This window comes from Enteroscipio rubneri, from assembly GCF_002899715.1.
Lineage (GTDB): Bacteria > Actinomycetota > Coriobacteriia > Coriobacteriales > Eggerthellaceae > Enteroscipio > Enteroscipio rubneri.
The window spans coordinates 15,182-32,144 of record NZ_PPEK01000021.1 but is presented as its reverse complement, the minus strand read 5'-3'; the positions used below and the strand labels follow the sequence as shown (position 1 = coordinate 32,144).

The 16,963-nt window shown below is 60.9% G+C and carries 16 protein-coding genes; 9 read left to right on the top strand and 7 right to left on the bottom strand.

Annotated features, from left to right (window positions below; all coding sequences use genetic code 11):
* Positions 1 to 588 precede the first annotated feature (588 nt).
* Both C2L71_RS11400 and C2L71_RS11395 read right to left on the bottom strand, forming a co-directional pair.
* Positions 589 to 1,446 carry a LytTR family DNA-binding domain-containing protein gene (locus tag C2L71_RS11400; RefSeq protein WP_103265884.1) on the bottom strand — a complete coding sequence of 286 codons (858 nt, stop codon included), beginning with the start codon at positions 1,444 to 1,446 and terminating at the stop codon, positions 589 to 591.
* A gap of 808 nt (positions 1,447 to 2,254) precedes the next feature.
* Entirely contained in the window at positions 2,255 to 3,514 is a 1,260-nt protein-coding gene (locus C2L71_RS11395; protein WP_275664994.1) for an IS110 family RNA-guided transposase, read from the bottom strand.
* A 271-nt stretch (positions 3,515 to 3,785) separates the two neighbouring features.
* Between C2L71_RS11395 and C2L71_RS11390 the strand changes: the two genes are divergently transcribed.
* The 8 genes from C2L71_RS11390 to C2L71_RS11355 all read left to right on the top strand — a co-directional run bounded on the left by C2L71_RS11390 (position 3,786) and on the right by C2L71_RS11355 (position 11,668).
* Complete coding sequence (locus C2L71_RS11390) at positions 3,786 to 5,042, top strand: tyrosine-type recombinase/integrase (RefSeq protein WP_103265882.1); 1,257 nt, start codon at positions 3,786 to 3,788, stop codon at positions 5,040 to 5,042.
* A 91-nt stretch (positions 5,043 to 5,133) separates the two neighbouring features.
* Positions 5,134 to 5,679 (top strand): type IV toxin-antitoxin system AbiEi family antitoxin domain-containing protein, encoded by a 546-nt coding sequence (locus C2L71_RS11385; RefSeq protein WP_103265881.1) that lies wholly within the window; start codon positions 5,134 to 5,136, stop codon positions 5,677 to 5,679.
* Positions 5,679 to 6,482, top strand: coding sequence for a nucleotidyl transferase AbiEii/AbiGii toxin family protein (locus tag C2L71_RS11380; RefSeq protein WP_103265880.1), 804 nt, complete (start codon positions 5,679 to 5,681; stop codon positions 6,480 to 6,482). The genes C2L71_RS11385 and C2L71_RS11380 overlap by 1 nt, the downstream gene beginning before the upstream one ends.
* A 34-nt stretch (positions 6,483 to 6,516) precedes the next feature.
* Positions 6,517 to 7,455 carry a DUF2971 domain-containing protein gene (locus tag C2L71_RS11375; protein WP_157938980.1) on the top strand — a complete coding sequence of 313 codons (939 nt, stop codon included), beginning with the start codon at positions 6,517 to 6,519 and terminating at the stop codon, positions 7,453 to 7,455.
* 224 nt (positions 7,456 to 7,679) lie between these two features.
* Positions 7,680 to 8,723 carry a helix-turn-helix transcriptional regulator gene (locus C2L71_RS11370; protein WP_103265878.1) on the top strand — a complete coding sequence of 348 codons (1,044 nt, stop codon included), beginning with the start codon at positions 7,680 to 7,682 and terminating at the stop codon, positions 8,721 to 8,723.
* A gap of 1 nt (position 8,724) precedes the next feature.
* Complete coding sequence (locus tag C2L71_RS11365) at positions 8,725 to 9,561, top strand: MerR family transcriptional regulator (protein WP_103265877.1); 837 nt, start codon at positions 8,725 to 8,727, stop codon at positions 9,559 to 9,561.
* Between the two features lie 33 nt (positions 9,562 to 9,594).
* The gene (locus C2L71_RS11360; RefSeq protein WP_129588516.1) at positions 9,595 to 10,890 is read left to right on the top strand and encodes a hypothetical protein; all 1,296 of its coding nucleotides are present in this window, start codon (positions 9,595 to 9,597) and stop codon (positions 10,888 to 10,890) included.
* 145 nt (positions 10,891 to 11,035) lie between these two features.
* Positions 11,036 to 11,668, top strand: a complete 633-nt coding sequence (locus C2L71_RS11355) for a helix-turn-helix domain-containing protein (RefSeq protein WP_103265875.1) — start codon at positions 11,036 to 11,038, stop codon at positions 11,666 to 11,668.
* A gap of 29 nt (positions 11,669 to 11,697) precedes the next feature.
* Here the strand turns inward: C2L71_RS11355 and C2L71_RS11350 are convergent, their stop codons facing one another.
* From C2L71_RS11350 to C2L71_RS11330, 5 genes are all read right to left on the bottom strand, one after another.
* On the bottom strand, positions 11,698 to 12,633 hold the full coding sequence (locus C2L71_RS11350; protein ID WP_103265874.1) for a sensor histidine kinase: 936 nt from the start codon (positions 12,631 to 12,633) through the stop codon (positions 11,698 to 11,700).
* Positions 12,630 to 13,403: an ABC transporter permease gene (locus tag C2L71_RS11345; protein ID WP_103265873.1), complete on the bottom strand. Its 774-nt coding sequence runs from the start codon at positions 13,401 to 13,403 to the stop codon at positions 12,630 to 12,632. The genes C2L71_RS11350 and C2L71_RS11345 overlap by 4 nt, the downstream gene beginning before the upstream one ends.
* Positions 13,397 to 14,338 carry an ABC transporter ATP-binding protein gene (locus C2L71_RS11340; RefSeq protein WP_103265872.1) on the bottom strand — a complete coding sequence of 314 codons (942 nt, stop codon included), beginning with the start codon at positions 14,336 to 14,338 and terminating at the stop codon, positions 13,397 to 13,399. Before C2L71_RS11340 ends, C2L71_RS11345 begins: the two co-directional genes overlap by 7 nt.
* A gap of 114 nt (positions 14,339 to 14,452) precedes the next feature.
* Positions 14,453 to 15,208 (bottom strand): response regulator transcription factor, encoded by a 756-nt coding sequence (locus C2L71_RS11335; RefSeq protein ID WP_103265871.1) that lies wholly within the window; start codon positions 15,206 to 15,208, stop codon positions 14,453 to 14,455.
* Between the two features lie 155 nt (positions 15,209 to 15,363).
* Complete coding sequence (locus tag C2L71_RS11330; protein WP_103265870.1) at positions 15,364 to 15,834, bottom strand: hypothetical protein; 471 nt, start codon at positions 15,832 to 15,834, stop codon at positions 15,364 to 15,366.
* Between the two features lie 342 nt (positions 15,835 to 16,176).
* Here C2L71_RS11330 and C2L71_RS11325 point away from each other — a divergent pair, with 342 nt between their 5' ends.
* Positions 16,177 to 16,779, top strand: coding sequence for a hypothetical protein (locus tag C2L71_RS11325; RefSeq protein WP_103265869.1), 603 nt, complete (start codon positions 16,177 to 16,179; stop codon positions 16,777 to 16,779).
* Positions 16,780 to 16,963: the final 184 nt, after the last annotated feature.

Here is a 16,963-nt window from a genome sequence, read left to right as displayed (position 1 = left end):
GGCCCCCGAACCAGATTGCTCGCGAATGCGGCTCCTGTGCTCGCAGGCGCAGATAGCCCATGCGGTTGCGTTATTGGAAACGGTCCCGAAGCGAGGGTGTGCGGCAGGTCGTATGCGCAGGATGCACCAGCCGATTCAAAACCACACGCCTTGCAGTAACCCGACGTAAACGAACGGATGTTTCACGTGAAACATCCGACGCGAAACGGGGGCGGTGCAGGACGCGGGAGTGAGGACGCGAGAATTCGGGCGCGAGCTTCGAGAGCTCGAGGGCATGAACCGAGAACGCCGGTTTGGGCGAACGAATGTTTCACGTGAAACATCGATGCGAGCCGGAGACGATGGATCCCGAGCATGGTACACGAGAGCGCGTAGGACGCAGGGCGAGCGAGGGAAGAGCGCAAACCGCAAGGCGGGAGCGACGGGCGACGGGAGCACGAGCGGCGGCGGCACGGGCGCACGGGCGACGGGCGCGCGAGCGACGGCGGCACATGCGCGCAGGAGGGCGGGAGCACGAGCGGCGGCGGCACGGGCGCGCGGGCGACGGGAGCACGAGCGACGGCAGCACATGCGCGCAGGAGGGCGGGCCTATCCCTCGCGCAAGGGCTTTCCGGCGGCCCGCTCTACCGCCTCGGCAACCTCAAGGTAGCGCCGCTCCGCGATGGGGCGCGACGAGCCGTCGTCTAGGACGGCCTCGAAGCGGCGCAGAACCGCGACGCGCTTCGCGTTCACGATGCAGCTGCGGTGGACGCGCACAAACGACGGGGGCAGGCGGTCCTCGATAGCAGCGAGACGCTCACGCACGGGGAACTCTCCCCCCTCCCAGACCACGGCGCTGCCAACCTCTGTCGCATCCAGACACAGCACGCGATCCTCGGTGACGTAGCGCGCACCCGCGCCGGGCACGTCGAAGGCAAGGCGCTTGTGGGAGGCGGCGGGCAGGGCCACGGCATCCACCACGTAGCCCACGGCATCCTCGCCGGGGACGGCGGAACGGTCGAGGCTGGCGGGCACGTCGTAGGCGTTGGACAGATGCAGGTGCACCACCTTGGGGCCGGCGGGCGTCATGGCCCACACAAACGTCGCGCTCTGGAGAAACTCGAGCTCCGGGGCGGCGCTTCCCGGTACTCGCGCGCGGTACGTGCCGATCGCCACGCGCGCGCCGGGCAGATCGCGCACGCCCCACGACTCGTCGAACATCTCGGCGGCTGTGCCGTACTCGGGCTCCAGCATGCGGCGCATGTCCTCGGCGCTGCAGGTTCTCTGGCAGGCCAGTGGGCCGATCCATGTCATGTCGGGGGCCATGCGGCGCATGACCGCCACGATGTCGCGATTCACGTAATGATCGACCAGCACTTGGCGAGACATAGCCGCGATCGTGCGATCGGGCGGCCACGTTTCCTTTTGGTCGTCGGGGCGTCCGTCATTGTCGCGGTCCGCTTCCATGACACTTCTCCTTCCCCGCTCTCCGCCCGTCGCGCGGGCGCTCGCGCCTTATGGGTTGGAGATAGTAGCACAGGTTCGCGGCTTTGCACATGAGATAAATCGTGGGGAGGCACAGCGGTGACAGCTTCGACCAGCACCTCACAACCATCGAGAAAAAGCTGATGGGAGGCGTTTCCGCCCGATGCGGCCCGCTCAAGAACGCTTTGTTTTTTTCGTGACGAAAATTCTTGCCGGCCGCACGGCGGCCGCCCGGTTGTCTGCATGCCGGCAGCATGGTGATCGCCCGATTGCTGTATGCCGGCCACACGGCGGCTGCATGGCTTTCGCACGTCGGCTGCAAAGCGAACGCTGGCAGTCACACGGCGGCAACATGCGATACATAAGCGCTTACTTCGCTCATAGCCCGCAGGTTAATGATGCAACCCGCATTCTTGCGACCCATGCCACATCAAAAAAGCCAGAAGCGAACTTCTGGCCTGGGATTATTGGTCGCGGGGACAGGATTTGAACCTATGACCTCCGGGTTATGAGAACACCTTGTTAGTGGCCAGATTGTTTCACGATTGCCTATTTCCGCAGGTCAAAAGCCCGTCAAAAAATCCTGATACTCATGATGTTTCATGATGTTTCAGCATTTTAGCCCAAAATTAGCCCAAATTTGCCCATAACAGTACGTTTGTGTACTGTGACCGAAGACGGGCAAAGGAGTCAGTAAACGCCGCTTGACGCGGCCGGTCTTCGGCGGTGTCTTCTTTCCCATGCGAACCGAAGGAAAGGAGACCAGCTATATGAAGTCAAGACCCGAGGACTAGCTTTTCCCGTCTCTGCATTTATCGGAACCAGCACCTTGAGAACCGGATACCGAATGCTTTGAGGGGTCCCTGCCCGGCCTCGCCGGGTCGTAGGGGGCCCCGTCCCGCATCACCGCGAAGACTATGTGGCAGAGCTTGCGCGCCACGGCCGTCACCGCCACGCGGTGGCACTTGCCCTCGGCGCGCTTCCGCTCGTAGAAGGCGCGCAGCGACGGGTCGTACTGCCGGGCCCTGTTCGCCGCGAGCCACAGCGCCCTCCTCAGGTACGGCGAGCCGTGCTTGGTTATGGGGCCGCCGCCGCTGTCGAACTTGCCGGACTGGTTCACGCCCGAGTTGAGCCCGGCGTAGCTCACGAGCGCCGGGGCGTTCCGGAAGCGCCCCACGTCGCCTATCTCGGCGACGATCTGGGCGCCGGTGGCGTAGGAGACGCCGGGTATGGTGAGCACGAGCGGCTCGACCCTCTCCAGCAGCTCCCTGATGAGGGCGTCGAACCTGGCGCACTCGGCGTCGAGGAAGTCCATCTGGCGCACGAGCGAGCGGACCTGCATCGACGCCGCCGCCTCGCCGAGCCTGATGCCGACGGAGCCCTTCGCGAGCGCCTTGAGCTCGGCCGCCTTGCCGTCCATCCGCCTGCTGCCGCGCGCGGCCTCGGAGATGTCGCGCTGCAGCGAGTCCGCGCGCCTGCGCGCGAGCTCGGAGGGCAGCGGGCTCCTGGAGAGCACCGCGCGGCTGGCCGCGCCGAACACGTCCGACCACGCCGACGCGTACTCCGGGAAGTAGGAGTCGAGCAGGCATATGCACTGGGTCTTCACCTCGGCGAGCTCGGCCTTGAGCGACTGCCGGTAGCGCGTGAGCGAGCGAAGGGACTGCACCTCGTCGGTGGCGAGCCTCGTCGGGTCGTACTGGCCGATGCGCAGCGTCTCGGCGATGAGGCCCGCGTCCACGCGGTCGTTCTTCACCCGGTCGAGCCCCTTCAGCCTGCGCACTGCGCGCACCTGCGCCGGGTCGATGACGACGACCTCGTAGCCCCTGGACACGAGGAACGCGTAGAGCGCCATCCAGTAGTGGCCCGTGGCCTCCATGCCGACGAGCGCGTCCACCGGGGTCTCGGCCACCCCCTCGAGCCAGGCCTCGCACCGCTCGAACCCGGCGGCGCTGTTCTTGAAGCCCATGGGCCCGCAGATCTCGGAGCCGCGCTCATCGACGGCCCCTATCACGTGGTCCGCCTTCGCGACGTCCACACCGGCGTAGATCATGCCCCCGCCCTCCTCTCTCCTGCAGGACGGACGGGCCGCCTGCCGCATCGCCCGGGACCGCAACCTCCTAGAAGAGATCCGAGGTGGCGCACGGCCCCTCATCCAGCTAATCCGCGGAAATGCCCGGGTGGGGCAGGTCGCCATTCTCCTTTACGGGGTCGCACCGCGCCCCAGCAGCAATGTCGGCGTCCCTGCCCGCCAGAGTCTGCATTGCACCAAAGCATCCGGTATCCGGCTCTCAGATGCAACAACATCAAGATAGGAGTATGCGATGTCGGGAAGAAACTCATTGTCCGGCCTAGGGTCGGTGGAGAAGACGGGCAGGAAGAACACGTGGCGCATCAGGGTCGCGCTCGGCAAGGACCCCGTGACGGGCAAGTACAGGAAGTCTCCCAGCCGCACCGTGCACGGCACCAAGTCGGAAGCGACCAAGGCGCTGATGGAGTACCGCGCCGAGATCATGGACGCCTCGGCGGTGAGGCCGAGCGACATCACCGTCGGGGAATACGCGGTGCGCTTCCACGAGGAGCGCGAGCACGAGTTCAGGAGCCCGCTCGCGTGGAACCGGGAGGCCTACGAGATCAAGCGGATAGCCGAGGCCTTCGGCGCGTACCGCCTGCAGGAGCTCGACACCCTCACCCTGAGGAGCGCCTACTCCAGGATGCGCAAGGAGGGCGCGACCGAGAGCAGGCTGCACCGCGTCCACCAGAAGCTCTCGCAGATCATGAACCAGGCGGTCGACGACGGGCTTGTCTCCAAGAACCCCTGCTCCCCCATATCCATCCCCAGGCCGAAGCCCAAGGAGCGGCACAGCCTCACGGTGGGCGAGGCGCAGAGGCTCAACTCCGTCATCCTCGGGATGCCCGTGAGCGCCCAGCATTGCGCGGTGCTGCTCGCCCTGCACACGGGCATGAGGCGCGGAGAGGTGCTCGGCCTCACCTGGGAGCACGTCCACTTCGACAAGCGCAAGCTCTACGTCGCCCAGCAGTACGCGTGCGACAAGGTCCCGCGAGACCCCAAAAGCAAGAAGAGCAAGCGCTGGATCTCCCTCGACAGCGAGATCATCGCCTATCTCGAAGAGTGGAAGCGGACGCAGAGGATCGAGCTCGAGAACAGGAAGCGCAGGCTCGACGGCGAGGACACCGACGCTATCGCGATCCCGCAGACCGAGAAGAGCCCGGTCGTCAGTAACGTCTACGGGGGCTACTACGACCCGAACATCTTCGGGAGGTGGTTCCGCGAGTTCTGCGTGGAGAACGGATTCGGAGAGCAGGGGCGCGCGATCAGGTACATGGACTCGCGCGGAATCCCCCGCATCAAGAGGACGGGCTACGAGGGCCTGAAGTTCCACGAGCTCCGTCACACCCAGGCGACGCTCCTCATCAGCAACGGGGCGGACATCAAGACCGTGCAGAACAGGCTCGGCCACAGCACGGCCGCGCTCACCATGGACATATACGCGCACGCCATCGAGCAGAACGACCGCGAGGCGGCCGACGAGATCGGCGAGCTGCTGGGCGGCGAGTAGCATACCGAAGCAACTTCGCTGCCTGCTGCACAAAAAGCCATAATCATCTATAATTATCTATAGTTTTGGGTGTTTATGGCTTGGAGAACATATGACGATGACGTACAAAGACGCCCTGGAGAAGTACGGGAGCAGGTACCGCCTGAGAAAGGCCCTCTCGGAAGGAAGGGTAATCAGGCGATCAAGGGGCCTGTACGCGCAGGCGGGCGAGCCCGAGTCCCCCCTCGCGGACATAGCCGCCAGGTACCCCGGCGCCGTCCTGACTGGGGCGACGGCACTCTACCTCCACGGCCTTATCGACATGCCCCCCGAGACGATAGACGCGGCGACGGCGACCGGCACTACGAAGATGGTCGTCCCCGGAGTACGCCAAACCTTCGTGCGCCCGGACGCGCTCGGGATTGGGAGGACCGAGATGGAGGCCGACGGCGCGCGCGTGGCCGTGTATGACAAAGAGCGAATGCTCCTCGAGCTCATGCGCACGAGGAACAAGCTGCCCTACGACCTGTACCGCGAGGCCGTGCAGTCGTATCGACGGGAGGCAAATGATTTGGATATTTACAAGCTGCAGGACTATGCCGAGGCGATTCCCAGGGGAAACGCCTACCTGGACCGGGCCATGGAAGAGGTGTTCTGATGGACCTTTCCGAAATCAGGAGACATTACATCTCGGAGGGGTACTCCGCACTCAACGCCTCCGCAAAGACATGCCAGGACGTCATCCTCGCCAAGATCGCCGCCTCGCCGCTCAAAGAGAGTGTGACCGTCAAGGGCGGCGTCCTCATGTGCGCCATATCGGGCAGCAAGCGCCGGGCGACGCAGGACATAGACCTCGACTTTGTCCGCTACCCGATAAGCGACGAGGCGATCCGGTCGTTCATAAGGACGCTTTCCGCGGTCGACGACGGAATCTCCATGGACATCGTGGGAGGGATAGAGGAGCTCTCGCAGCAGGACTACAAGGGCAAGCGCGTCAGGATCAAGATGTCGGACGGGAGAACCTCCCTCGAGAGCAAGCTCGACCTCGGCGTGAACGCAAGCCTGTCGATGGAGCAGGACGAGTGCTGGTTCGACATCGCCCAGAGCGACGAGGGCATCTGCCTTCTCGGGAACTCCAAAGAGCAGATCTTCGTCGAAAAGCTGATTTCGCTCCTCCGGCACGGCATACGAAGCACTCGGTTCAGGGACCTCTATGACATGTACTACATAGGCAACGCAGCGTCGCTTGATCGGCCCCGCCTCAAACGCTATATCGAAGGCGAGATCATCGACAATCCCGACATGTGGGACGACAGCATGGAAGGCATCGCGACGAGAGTTGGGAGAACCCTTTCCAACAGGCAGTTCATCGCCCGTATGAAGACCTCGCATCGCGACTGGATAGGCAAAAGCGCCGAAGAGGTCGCACGGTGGCTGCCGTCGTTTCTCCGCCGACTGTAGACCTTTCAGATAGCAAAGAAAGCTGGAGATGGCCATGAGTATACTGAACGAATTTCTCCCGAGGCTTCGATACAAAACGCTGATGCCCTATGACCCCTACGAAGGGACGGCGTATCACTACACGTCTTTGGGAAACGTCAGTTCCATTCTGCTTCGCGACGATTCAGTTAGTCTCTGGGCAAGCCGATACGACTGCCTGAACGACGCTTCCGAAGGAACGCTGCCGAAGATGCGATTCGAGCAAGCATGCAGTAGGCTCAGGGAGTCGGGGAAGATAGACGACAAGTTCTTCGAACTGATCAAGGACGTTCAGCCCAACCGGACAAAGCTCTTCCTGACAAGATCCAAAGATCAGACCAGACTGGTGCGAGGTGATTTCAGAAGGTACGTCGTCTCCTTCTCGGAGGATCCCGACGCACTGGCGATGTGGAATTACTACTCCAAGGGAAATCGCTATGAGGGGATGAACATCGGGATCGATATCGGCTCGATGAAGGGATTCCTGGATTCCACCTTGAACTTCGACGGGTCAGTGGAGGTGCAAACAGCGAAAGTCATCTACAGCGAGGAGGAGCAGATAAGCATCATCGAAAAGGCTATCCTGGATTTGAAAGAGCACTGCGAACCCAGATACGAATCATCGGTGGGATACTGCATCGGAACCCTTCTCTCCAATCTGAAGCCGGTACTCAAGCTCGAGTGCTTCGAGCACGAGAAGGAGGTCCGCCTGTTCGTAGATATTCTCGACAAGCCCCAGAACAAACCCACCGTGAAGCACAGGACCAACGCCGGATTCATAATCCCTTATATCGAGCTCGGTTTCGGCAAAAGCTCGGTAAGAAGCATCATGCTCGGTCCGAGCCTGGGTGACATTCGTCAAAAGAGAGCTCAGGAAGAGGTTGCGCGAGAAATGATGGAAGGGCATGGATACCAAGTAGCGGTCGAGAGTTCGAAAATACCAGTCAGGTACTAGACAAAAGCGTAAAGAGCATCAAATAAGGAGCTCTTCGCTTAAACCCCAATCTCGCCTTTCATCAGGGGGTTGCAACCGCAGGGCATCTGTCGGTTGCCACCGATTCCCCTAATTGCCAATCGCCGGTTGGTAGAATAAAGGGCGTCGCTACCGCAAGCTCAGGGTATCGGCAGAATCGACCCCTCCGGAAAACGGAGACGGGAGGAAAGAGAAGAGGTACCGCCATGAGCTTCCGCGACAACCTTCAGCACCTGCGCGCAGAGCGCAACATGACCCAGGAGCAGCTCGCCATGCTGCTGGGGGTCTCGCGCCAGTCCGTCACCAAGTGGGAGGCGGAGCGGTCGTCCCCCGAGCTGGACAAGCTCCTCAAGATGTGCAAGATCTTCGACTGCAGCCTCGACGACCTCGTGCAGGGGGACCTGACCAAAAGGCGCGACGAAGATGGGAATGCACAGGGAAAGGCTGTGCCCGCCGGCCCTCCGCAGGACGTCTGCGGATACGACGAGCACCAGCGCAAGATGGCCTGGAAGATGCCGACGGGCATCGCGTGCATCATCGTCGGCGTCGCGCTCGGGTTCTTCTTCGAGGGAGCGTTCTCGCTGCCCTCGCATAACGGGCACGACGGCACGTTCATCCTCTTCACGCTCGCCGGCGTCCTCGCGGGGCTGGCGTTCTTCATCCCGGCGGGGATGGCGCATTCCGCCTTCGTGAGGGCCCACCCGTTCGTGGAGGACTTCTACACCGAGGACGACAAAACCCGCGCGCGCACCGCCTTCGCCCGCGGTCTCGTCGGAGGCATCGCCGCCATATTCGTCGGTTTCGGGATCTTCCTCATGATCGGCGAGGCAGCGGAAGGCTACGCCCTGTTCTTCCTGCTCCTGTTCGTTGCGCTCGGCGTGTGGAACATCGTGCACTACGGCATGCTGCTCGGGCGGACCAACGTGGCCGAGTACAACAGGAGCGCCTCCGACGACCTGGAGATAGAGGACATCATGAGCGCCCAGGTCAAGGAGGAGGTGCGAGACTCCCTGCTCCGGAAGCGGAAGCGCGGGAAGAGGCTCGGGGCGGCCTGCGGGGCCATCATGATCGCCGCCACCATCGTTGGGCTCGCGCCTCTGTTCGTTCCCATTTTCGCATCTCCTGACATATCTCGCTTCGATGCACGGGGGACAAGCGTGGCGTGGTTCTGGGTCGCTTGGCCGCTTGGCGGCATGGTCTGCGGTATCGTCGCCCTCATCTGGGAGGCGTTCGGGAAGGATGAAGGCTAGCATGCTCAGCAAAGACGTCGCCCGCCTCTCCGGCGTCACCGTCCGCACGCTTCGGCACTACCACCAGGTCGGCGTCCTTCCCGAGCCCCCGAGGCGCGAGAACGGGTACCGGGAGTACGGGGTCGTCGACGTGGCGCGCGTCCTGCGCATCAAGCGCCTCGCGTCCCTCGGGCTCACCCTCGAGCAGATCGGGTCGATCCTCGAAGAGGAAGAGTCCGGCGGAGCGGGGGCTTCGGGGGATGCCGCCAGGCTCCTCGACGAGATCGACGCCGAGCTCGAGGCCCAGATATCGCTGCTTAAGGAGAGGCGCCGCATGGTCTCCCTCCTCAGAAGGGAGCTGGACGAGGGCGGTTCCGTCCTTGAGGCGTCAGCCCCGATCCGAGACCACGTCTCGCGCATGGTCGAGCTCGGCGCGAGCCCGAAGACGACGATGGCAGAGCTCCATCAACTCCTGCTCATCGACGGTCGTAAGGGCGCATCGGCGGTCCTCGACGACGTCCTCGGCCTGTACCGGCTGATGGAGGAGCGCGGGGTCATGGCGGAATACGTCGCGCTGACCAACGAGGCGCTTGCCCTGCCCGCCGACGCCGGGGAGGAGGCGTGCGCGAAGCTCGCCGGGCGCGCATCCGACCTGCTGTCGCCCGTGGTCGCGGAGTACCTCGGAGGCGGGAGCCTCGGGGACTGGGACGAAGCCGACCCGCTCCTCGAGCGGCTCATCCGCTCCTACGACGACGAGACCTTGAGCCCCATCCAGGTGAGGCTCTCCCGTCTTGCCGAGAAAAGCATCCGCGAAAAGGTCGAAGGCCTGGCGGAGAGCCGGGAGAACCCCGATTCCTGAATTTCGGCACCCGCTTGACCCTGACGCTGCGTCGTGGTTTTCAATGGTTTCCGAGTTGAAATACGACGAAAGGAAAGCTGCAGGAAAGCCAGCAACGTCCAAATGCCCAGAAATCAAAGCGCAAGCCTTGTCGGGCGATACATGGCGGCGCAGTCGATCGCGGCGATCCTTGCAGAAGGGATTCCCATGCCAACGAAAGACCCTGTCCCCGCTGATTCCTCCGAAGGACTTTTTCGCCACCGAAACGGCATTCCTGCCGTCGCCGTGGTCTCCGTCTGCGCCGTCATGTACCTTGTCGACATGTCGGTCCTCGCGTCCGTGCCGGAGACGGACATTTCCTTTGCAGCGAACTTCGCCGTCCCCTTCGATCTCATGGTGTGCGTTCCCCTTGTCTTCTACGTCCTTTTCGTACGACGCCGTGGAATCACGCCGATTGCCGTGCTGCCCGTGATCTATGCAGGAGGAGCGGTCTCGGCGGCAGTCGCCATACCGAACGCCCCCTCTTTGCTCCCCGTCCTCCTTGCATCCGCGTTCGTCGTGGACATTGCCGTTCTTGCTCGCGAGGTCCCAAGGTTAGCGAAGATGTTCCGCAAGGGCTATCTGGCGCGCAAGGAAGAATCCGCCCAACCGATCGAATGGTATCTCGGAGGCTTCAAAGAGGTCGTCCCCAGCAAAGCAGCGGCGCGCGCCGCCGCAATGGAAACCGCGATGTGGTACTGGCTGGCAGCATCGTGGCGGCAGACGACCGAGACGCCGAAAGGATGCACGCCATTCACCTACCACAAAGAGTGCGGACTCGTGGCGCTGTCCTGCGCCATCGTCGCCTTGGGATTGACGGAGACCGTCGTCGTTCACCTCGCCGTCTCCCGCATATCGGCCCCCGCAGCCTTCGCTCTTTCCGCCCTCTCCCTCTACACCCTCGCATGGATAGCGGCCAACGCCCGGGCGGCGGCAAAATCGCCCATCCTCGTTCGCGAAGATTCGGTCACGGCGGTTTGGGGAGCGTTTTTCTGCGTGCACGTCGAAGGCGGCCGAATTGAAAGGGCAACCCTTACCGATCCCAGGCTGCACAAGAACGAAGTGCTCGACATGTCCTCTCTTGGAGGATCCCCTTGCTGGGTCATCCTTCGAGAGCCCATGGAGGCAGAAACCTTCCTTGGGACAGAACGCCGCGTCAAGGCGATCAAGCTCAGCCCCGACCGCCTCCAAGAATTCATGGAGTGCGTCAATAAGATTGCGGCTGCGAAGAGGCAAACGGCGCAGGATTCGCAGGTCCGACATGCAACGCGCTGTATTCACTATACCTCAAACCAGATAGAAAACGCCTGATCAGCCTTCATGTAAAGAACATTTGACGGCGCGCGGAACAACGCGCCCGCCCTCTGTCCGCACCTTTTGATGGTACGATTTCCCGGCCCATGCCATGCTCGAGCAAGCAGGGTTCGTGCCAAGAGGAAGGAAGGATCAGCGGGTCATGGAGATAGGGAAGCGCATCAGGGGGCACCGCGCCGACGCGGGGATGTCCCAGGACGACCTCGCGCAGCGGGTGTACGTATCTCGCCAGACCATCAGCAGCTGGGAGAACGACAAGACCTATCCCGATGTCCAGAGCCTGATCATCCTCTCCGATGTGTTCGGCACGACCGTGGACGAGCTCGTGAAAGGAGACGTGGAGGTTATGGAGAGGACGATCGACGAGGATGCGAAGCTGATGAACCGGCTAGGATACGCCATGACCGGGCTGCTGGCGCTCGCCCTGGCGGCGTTCGCGTGGTTCGCCTTCCAGATGGTGGTATGGGACTGGCCGCTCGTTCATGCCGTACCAACCATCGTGCTCTTCTTCGTTCTGTGGGGGGCGGCGATGGCGGCTGGTACATGGATCGACCGCATTAAGAAAGCGCACGATTTGGTCACCTACCGCGAGATTTCGGCGTTCATGAAGGGCGAGCCGGTCGATCGCGATACCGAGAAGGGAAACCGCATCCGGAGTATGGACGGTCGCGTGAAGACGCTCAGGGTAATCGGCGGGGCGATTGTCTTCGCTGCCGTCGGGGCTTTTTTCGGATGGCACGGCGCCGCATTGCTCGACAGCATTTTCGTATCGTAGCGATCTTCACCAACGGTCGGGCACGGTTCCTAACAACTCAAACCAGTGCTTTCTCTCCTCCATGATTCGGGAAGCGAGATCGCCAATTCAAGAAGCTCGCCATCCACCTTCGCAACAGCCGAACCTCCCATGCGCTCGCATAAGCGAGCAACGACCGCGAGCCCCAGGCCAGACCCGTCCGAGCCCCTCGAGGCGCCTGCTTTGTAGAAACGATTGAATAGGAGTTCTGGGTCGATCGCCGTAGAATCGGGAACTTTGTTGGACACTGCTACCCGTGTCATGTTCCCATCCCTCTCGATCAGAATGAGAGGGGCGCTCGAGCCATGACGTAGCGTATTGGATAGCACGTTAGATAAGATACGGCCCAACGACTCCCTGTCCGCAAGAACGAAAAGACCTTCACCCCTCACCTCGATCTTGGGCTCCCACCCACGTTCTTTGAACCTAGGAAAGAATCCCATAAGAGCATCTGAGAGAGCAGATACAATATCGATCTCTTCCAACTCCAACGGGAACGCCTCATCGTTGGCCTTCGCGTAATCCAGAAGCCCATCCACGAGATCCCTCATGGAATCAAGTCTGCTTGCGGCTGCCTTCAAATACTGGGCCCTAGCATCCTCATTCTTCTCCTGCATGGCAAGCTGAAGATACCCTTTCGCCCCGGCGAGGGGTGTACGGATATCATGGGACAACGCAGCAAGACTCTCCTGTGAATCCTGCTTTTCACGCTCGTCTTCAATACGTCTGGCCGATTCCTCATCCAACTCGCGGTTGACGGCACGGGCAAGGGCGATCAAGCCCCTGCTCCGTACCGACAACGTAATGCGCGCATTGCTATCAGGATCTCTCTCGATGAGCATGCGTGCAATTCGCGCGAGCTCGCAATCTCGGCGAACCGCAATCGCGCCTATAACGATCAGGGCAATGACCGCAATGGATATGAACAGGATGAGGACACAGCTCACGAAATATCGCGCCTCCTCATGATCAGAAGGGACGCAACAGTGGCAACTAAAACATACCCCAAGCAGACAGCCATGCAGAAAGCGAGATCAGGTCCGACGACAACCGATGAGCTTGAAGATAGAGGATTGGTCGCGTTTGTCAGCAAGATGCTTTGAATAGCGTCGGATACCGGCGAGAGGAACGGATAAAGGGCGGAGGCATACTCAAGCAGAAGCATAAGCCCAAAATCGAACATGCCGAGGACGCCGAGGACAGCCACTACCATAACGAGACTCGAAGCCTTGCCACTTACGGAAAGGGCGAACCCCAAGGCGGCATAAGCAGCACCTGCAAGCGTCATCCCTACCAACCCCAATATCACGGACAAGGGATCTGTCGGGACTATAGAAATAGAGAAGAGAACGCCTACAAGCACCATGGCCGCTTGAACTGCTAGAACATAAACGAAAGATGCAATCAGAAGCGCGACCGACTTAGATAGGACATAATCACGCCTGGCATGAGGAATGACGAGCAGGCTCTTGATCGCATCCTGCTTTGAATCAGACTGCACGAAGAAAACGAAGAACAACGTGAGCATAAGCGGGACCGATCCGCTGTCAGCCATGTTCGGAACCAAGGAAACCGAACTGGCAAGAACCTCGCCAGCACCAGCAAGACGCGCAACAACAGTGCAAGACACCACCAGAATCGGCAGAAGAAGCAGGAAGACCCAGAACAACTTCTGATGAACAATCCGATAAAGATCGGCTCTAAGGAAGTTCAGCATGATCCCCCCTTACAGCAAGTCGGATCAACCACCGTTTTCCCACGCATAAGATCAACGAAGAACTCCTCGACGTCCCGCGCAGCAGTGTGCATGTCGGAAACAGAAATTCCCTTCTCCATCAGCAGGGCGCCAATAGCTGACGCATCAGGGTCGCCGTCGATTCTGATCACGCCATCAGGCAACATCGACACTTTCATCTTAGGCAGGTGTTCACTGAACAGTGCAAGAGCACGATCTGGCTCAGAGCAGGAAATCAGAAGCCCGCCTCTGCACGCTTCTTCCATCTCCTCAGATGTGATCTCCTTGACCATCCGTCCGTCTTTTATTACCCCATAGCGATGGCATATGCGCTCGAGCTGATCAAGAACATGCGAGCTTATGATGACCGTTACCTTGCGAACACGGTTTAGGTCGACGATAAGATCCCGAATAGAGCGGGCGCCTTCAGGATCCAGACCGTTCAACGGCTCATCTAGCAGAAGGATATCGGGATCCCCAAGAAGCGCAAGCGCTAGACCGAGGCGCTGCTTCATACCCATCGAATACTGTTCTACTTTTCTTCTATTAGCCGGTTCGAGACCGACCATTTCAAGAAGATCCGAACAGCGGTGCCTAGCATCGACCGTGCCGAGCGTGAGCGCCTTACTCATCATGTTCTCTATAGCTGGCAGTGACGGATAAATGCCAGGTGTTTCAACAAGAGAGCCCAAACGAGGACTGGCCTCGCACGCCGACATTACCTCTCCCTGGATCCTCACTTCTCCAGATGTCGAGGACATCATTCCGCAGATGATCTTCATCGCAGTCGATTTCCCCGATCCATTCCTTCCAACAAGCCCGTATATCTCCCCGCTGGGCACGCGCATATCGAGCGAATCGAGCGCCCGCTTGTCGCGGAAGGCCTTCGTAAGACCTATCGTTTCCACGGCATACATGCGGCTCCTTTCTCTCAGATTCGTATCTATGCACCAAATGCTACGTTCCAGATTTCTGAAAAGCGGAAGGTATTCGACAAGAAAGTTACAAGATTGATTGCAGGCCGACCTGAGCTAGGAAAGCTCTTTGAGTTTGAATCCTATCCCCCACACGGTTTCGATATAGTCCTCGGTCCCTGTTCCCTTGAGTTTCGCCCTGAGGTTGCCTACGTGGGTAGATACGGATTTTTCATCAGCGGAAGTCACTGCGCCGACAGCCACATCGGCAAGTTTAAGATCACCGCAGCATGCAGTACGGTAGAGGTCGCCTTTGCTGAACGCACGACGAGGATTGCGCATAAGCTCCTCGACTATGCAAAATTCGGTACGGGTGAGCTTCACTTCCTCGCCAGCCACGGAAAACCTTCGATTCTCAGCGGAAAGCTCCCAAGAGCCGAACGAGAGAACCTCGGACTCCCGCGAATGCAGCGCGGACGAAACCAAACGCTTCCTCCTGAGCTGCACCTCGATACGGGCAAGCAGCTCGTCGAGGTCGAATGGCTTTACCAAGTAGTCGTCGGCGCCACTGCGAAGCAGGCTGACCCGATCCCCGACCTCACTTCTAGCGGAAATCACCACGACGGGAACATCGCCAAGCTTCTTTCGGATCAAGGAGACAAGGGACTCCCCGGTAAGTCCCGGTAGCATTAGGTCGGTGACGACCAGGTCTATCCCGCTTGAGCTGTCAATCGATTCCAGGACCATGCTAGCTTCACTACCGGAGAAGGCGGAGAGACAAGAATACCCCTTCTTCTCAAGAAAAGTCCTAACAATGTCGTTAAGCGAGGCATCATCCTCCACCACAAGTATTTTCGCGCGGATGCCCTGCATTGCCTTCTCCTATCTTTTATACACAATTATAGGCAATACGAGAATGCGCCGACCACATCCTCGAACTTCACGACACGAGCTACGTGTTCGTCTTCATAAAGCTGCAGGATGGAACGGAACAAGGAATTTCTACAAGGAACGCTTGGCTCGATCGCCTAAGCTCCGGCGACCGACTCTGAGATGATTTCAAGAGCGCCGTTGACGAAGTTGATCTTGCGGACGTCGACATCGCCTTCAGATGCCCGCACGGACACCTCCGCGACAGCGAGCTGATCCTCCTTGCTGGGCTCGGTGCCGCCCATGACGGTGGTCCATTTCACCGAGACATCGCCCGGCTCCAGATCCCTTCCGCATTCGACCTCGTAGCTCACGGGGTCGAAGAACGCCGAGTTCGATTCGGCAGCGACCGTGGCCGTGCCGGACCCGTCCTGCGTAACGCGCACGGTGTCATAGACGACATCCTCTTCCGAAGAGGCGTAATCTTCGTTCGGGGACACCGTCTCCTCGAAGACGACCTCGCCCGACGCCGAGCCCCGCCCGTCGGACTGCGACCCGCACCCGAAGAGCGCAGCGCCCATCACCACCAAACCGGCCGCGACAGCCAGAACAACCGCCATCTTCCTCATAGGACGCTCCTTCTTCCCGATATCAGGTATCCAGGATAGCAATCCCACTCCGCCGAAGACGTCCCCGCCCTCCATCTTCCGCACCAGCGGCGCCTGCCAGGCAACCAAGGGCCCCTCGTCTTTGCGCCCGCCGCGGTCCTCGAGACCCGAGGATCGCCCCGAACCCCGCGCGCGTCAACGGCGCGAAAAACCTTCCGTGCGAAAGACCCGTCGACCAAACGCCCGGAAGCTCAGGGCCCTCGCGGGTTTTCGCTTCCCTCCGCTGACGCCCCCGGGAACCGGGGCGCCTCCCAAGCCACGAGGCCAGCCAAAGGGGCGGGCCGAAAGCCGAAAGGGGCCGTCATGGGAAACCGAGCCGTCATCACCACCGCCGAGAGGAAGATCGGGCTGTACCTGCACTGGAACGGAGGGCGCGACACCGTCGAGCCGCTGCTTCGGTACTGCGAGCTCAAGGGCTACCGCGCGCCGAGCAACGACGACTACGGATGGGCGAGGCTCTGCCAGGTCGTCGGCAACTTCTTCGGAGGCACGCTGAGCGTGGGCATCATGCCCTACTCTGACGACGGGCGTATGGATCCCGGGGACAACGGGATCTACGTCATCGAAGGGTGGAGGATCGCCGACCGGGTCCTCCCTTACGAAGGATTCGTCGAGCAGAGCTCCCACGACTTCGACGGCATGCTCCGGGCCTTCGACGAGGCGATGCCCGAAGGCGAGCGGCTCGGAGACCTCCTCGACGCCGAGGAGGTCCCCTCCTCGGAGCTCGAAATCGGAGACGAGGTCTGGGTGAGAGACTTCGACGGGCGATGGGAGCACTACCCCGTGGTGGCCCGCTCCGAAAAGGGCACGCCGCTCGTCGCCCGATACGACCACGACGGCGACTGGAATTGGAACCCGAACAACAGGATCGAATCCGACACCGCCCTCATCGTCCCGAGGGAGTAGGCGTAAGCGCGAGGGGAGCCGCCCCCTCCGGCGGCTCCCTTCCCATCGTTCTCCCGATCGCGATCGTGCCGGGGCTGCGCGCCCCGGTCCCGCGGCAGGAGGCAAGCCCCCTGCACCCATCCGCCGTTTCGGGATTAAGAGGGTCCCGAAACGGTTGCTTCGGAAGCGCCACCAAAATTCATAT